Here is a 3,515-nt window from a genome sequence, read left to right as displayed (position 1 = left end):
CTTATCGATGGCTTGGTAGAGCCCGACATGGATGTATTTCCCAACCGCTCCAGCGACGGCATCCTTGGTTTTCAAAGGACGTTCCAAGCCTGGACTGGTGATTTCTAGGAAATATTGTTCTGGGAAGGGATCTGGCTTGATGGTGTCTAGGACAGGACTGATCATTTCTGTCAAGTCTGCCGTGTCGTTCAAGGTAATTCCTTCAGGTTTATCTACAAAAATACTGAGAATCATGTCACTGCCAATCTTTCCATACTCGATATCCACGAGTTCAAAAGGCGCTTGGATGACAGGTTCTACAACTTCTCTGACTAATTCTACAATTGTTGCGATTGCGTCCACCTCCTCATAAGCAAGAGGCGAAGATATTTCCCCGCCTCACTTTCTCATATTCTTACTCTTAGTATAGCACGTTTGCCAACTTCTGTAAAGCAAAAGCACTTATACAGCCTGATTTTAGGCTATTTCTTAAAATTCTGCCTCAACTCGATAGATAACTTGCCCCTTGTTGGAGAATTTTTGCTCGTATTCTGTCATGACATTGCCTTCAAAATCACTGGCATGCAAATCTAGCCAGACACCATTGAGTGTCATGCCATACTGAGAAAAGCTCACTAGGCTATACTCAAACAAGCCACGGTTATCTGTCTTGAAATGAATTTCTCCATTTTCAGGCAAGATACGTTTGAAGGTATCCAAGAAGGTTTTGTAGGTCAAACGACGCTTTTCATGGCGCTTTTTAGGCCAAGGATCTGAAAAATTCAGATACAAGCGATCAATCTCACCGTCTTCAAAGTAGTCAGTTAAGTCAGAACCATCTACCCACAAGAGCTTGATGTTAGGCACTCCAACTTCAAGCACCTTGTCCAAAGCGTAGCTCAAAACAGACTTTTGAATATCAATCCCGATATAGTTGATGCCAGGGTTTTGCTTGGCCATACCTGAAACAAAGGCACCCTTTCCACTTCCAACTTCCACATGAATAGGATTGTCATTGCCAAACAAGTCCCGCCATTTTCCCTTGGCTTCTAAGGGATTGAGGACCACATACTGGGGATTTGCCTCTAGTAACTCTGTCGCCCCTTTACGATTTCTAACTCTCATCTTCTCTTTCCATACTTGTCTCGGAAGTGACGCAAGCCATGAATCTCCCGATTGACATTTTCTAAATCTTGGTTCATATAATACTTGGAAATCTGGCTCAAATAAGACAATTGACCATACCAATACAATTTACTTAATACTGTTTGATTGTACTTGTAACCGTAGTAGGTCAACCATTCCTTCCACTGATGTTCTGGAATATAATGACAGAGCATATGGGCCACATCAAACATGCGATCGGTCAAGCGAACCGAATCCCAATCTACCAAATAAATCAAGCCACTGTCTGTCTCAATCCAATTACTATGTCGTACATCTCCATGGACAATGGTCGCATAGTCCTCTCTAAATCCTGGAATAGTTTGACGTAAATCAGCCATCACTTCACTGATAAAATGATTTTTACGCAAAGCGTCTGGAACCGTTTCTTGCCAAGACTGTAGTAAATCTACAGGTGTTTCCATGGCATATCCCAACCGACTCAACTGTGTCATCAAAGGACGTGAGCGATGAAGGCGGGTTAAAATATTGACGATTTGTTTACGATTCATATCATAGGGGGTCAATATCTTGCCAGTCAACCATTCTTGAGCACACATATCACGCCCATCTGCCAAACGGCGACTCCATAATAATTGTGGAGCAATTTGTTCTCTAGCTAGACCAGGTAGGATTGGAGAGGTGTTCATTTTTACAAAGATGCGCTTCCCATCAGGATAGCTACCCATATAAGCCTTGCCACTTTTCCCAGGTATGGGAGTCAGTGTTAGCTCATTATCACCCAAATCCATTTCTTTCCTCCGTATAAAGTTTCCTTACTATTCTACTAGTTTTTGGCTTATTCGTCAACCGCTCCACGCCCGATTCTCAAAGAAAAGCCTCTGGATTGGCTTGGGTATCATTATAGAAAGAAAAGGCAAGCACCATCTTCTACTTACCTTTTCATAATTTTTATAAATAATATAAGAGTGGCCAAGCATTGTAAAACATGTGGACTAGAGTAGAAACCCATAAGTTTTGGCTCTTTTTATAAGCAAAGCCCAGTAATAAGCCCCCAAGTAGATAAAAAATAAACGAAGGGACATTAGAAGGTCCATGCATGAAAGAAAAGAGAGAGGAAGTCAGCACAATCCCTAACCAAGAATTGTCAAAAACCGCACCTTGAAGAAGTCCTCTGAAAATGAGTTCCTCCTGGATGGGTCCAAAAACTGAGGAAGTCAAAATCAAAGACAGGGAAATTCCTCTGCTGACTTCCGCCAAGTGTTGAACTCCTGCGCCAGAAGAAACAGCGAAGAAATGAATATAAACTAGCGTCTCAAGAACGCTTAGAAGAAAGATTGCAATGAAAAGCAAAAGTTGTTTCTTGCTTAACATCCCAAAAGAAATCATTTCAAACTGTCTAGCATAAACAACACTCAGCGAGGTTACTAGAAGACTTACAATAATCAATTCAGATTCATTTTGAAAAAAATCCCCGTGGTTAATCGTATAAGGAACTGTAATGACGATTAGTAGTACTAAAAATCCAAAGCACAAGGCATGAAATTTATCAAAAAACTCCATAAAACTATCCTCCTCACCAAACAGACTTCCTACGCGTCATCCTTTAGCTCTAACCTTTCCAAAACAAACCATTTGAGTAACCAAAATCCGACCACATAACCACCCCCTAAAAAGATAGCCATTAAAGATAGCATGGGGTTTAGGAAATAAAAAGGCCACAACAGATACAAAGGTTAGCACAAAAACATTAAAAGCAATGGTGTCAGAAGCCAAGACTAGAATATAGGGCGTCAACCAGTCTAAGGTTTTGGAATCTAGGAAAAATAAGCGTTTATACATGATGACCTCCTCTATGGCTGAAAAGCAAGCCTTTGGTTTTTTTACCCCAAGACCCTATGTAGAAAAGTGAGCAAAAATGGTAAGTTTGCGATGATATTATTAACAATATGGATCGAATAAGAAGGATAGATACTCTTCGTATAACGTGTTAGACAGGCAAATAGACAGCCCACTGCCGTATAGACAAAAATATCTGCAAGACTTGGTAAGCTAGAAAAGTGGGGCAAGGCAAATAAGAATGACGGAAAGAGAAGATCCAGCCCCCACCTCGAATTCTTAAAGAAGGCATGTTGAAGCAGTCCTCTACACACCAATTCTTCCATCAGAGGTCCTAGTACGATTAAGGTTAGGTAAACACCAAACTCCGCAAAATTTGTCTCACTATAGGCTATAAACAAATTCCACCCTTCGTTCGTCCCCTGAACGTGTTTAGCTGTCAGATAGTTAAAGCAGATAAGTACAACAGCGGCTAACACCATCAGAACAGAATAGCTCAACCACTTTTTTCTAGGGATACGAAAGAGATAAGCATGACCCGACCTGACCAAAATCCAAATCATCAAGCCGAT

5 protein-coding genes and 1 pseudogene are annotated in these 3,515 nt (G+C 41.1%); all 6 read right to left on the bottom strand.

Features of this window, described 5'->3' with window-relative positions:
• On the bottom strand, positions 1–342 hold a 342-nt coding region (rimP, locus tag SMIDD26_RS01900; RefSeq protein WP_061438734.1), incomplete at its 3' end, for a ribosome maturation factor RimP.
• Between the two features lie 126 nt (positions 343–468).
• On the bottom strand, positions 469–1,104 hold the full coding sequence (gene trmB, locus SMIDD26_RS01895) for a tRNA (guanosine(46)-N7)-methyltransferase TrmB (protein ID WP_061438733.1): 636 nt from the start codon (positions 1,102–1,104) through the stop codon (positions 469–471).
• The gene (gene ccrZ / locus SMIDD26_RS01890; RefSeq protein WP_050294653.1) at positions 1,101–1,895 is read right to left on the bottom strand and encodes a cell cycle regulator CcrZ; all 795 of its coding nucleotides are present in this window, start codon (positions 1,893–1,895) and stop codon (positions 1,101–1,103) included. The genes trmB and ccrZ overlap by 4 nt, the downstream gene beginning before the upstream one ends.
• Before the next feature lie 160 nt (positions 1,896–2,055).
• Positions 2,056–2,667, bottom strand: coding sequence for a CPBP family intramembrane glutamic endopeptidase (locus SMIDD26_RS01885; protein WP_061438732.1), 612 nt, complete (start codon positions 2,665–2,667; stop codon positions 2,056–2,058).
• Positions 2,668–2,696: 29 nt separating this feature from the next.
• A pseudogene (blpZ, locus tag SMIDD26_RS01880) lies at positions 2,697–2,946 on the bottom strand (immunity protein BlpZ).
• 41 nt (positions 2,947–2,987) lie between these two features.
• Positions 2,988–3,515 carry a CPBP family intramembrane glutamic endopeptidase gene (locus SMIDD26_RS01875; protein WP_134990085.1) on the bottom strand — a complete coding sequence of 176 codons (528 nt, stop codon included), beginning with the start codon at positions 3,513–3,515 and terminating at the stop codon, positions 2,988–2,990.

It is taken from the genome of Streptococcus mitis (assembly GCF_001579035.1).
Lineage (GTDB): Bacteria > Bacillota > Bacilli > Lactobacillales > Streptococcaceae > Streptococcus > Streptococcus mitis_J.
This window is presented reverse-complemented; position numbering and strand designations above follow the sequence as displayed.

Bases quoted from the DNA above. Each gene is read 5' to 3' on its own strand.
- trmB (WP_061438733.1), bottom strand. From the start codon at position 1,104: ATGAGAGTTAGAAATCGTAAAGGGGCGACAGAGTTACTAGAGGCAAAT.
- ccrZ (WP_050294653.1), bottom strand. From the start codon at position 1,895: ATGGATTTGGGTGATAATGAGCTAACACTGACTCCCATACCTGGGAAA.
- SMIDD26_RS01885 (WP_061438732.1), bottom strand. From the start codon at position 2,667: ATGGAGTTTTTTGATAAATTTCATGCCTTGTGCTTTGGATTTTTAGTA.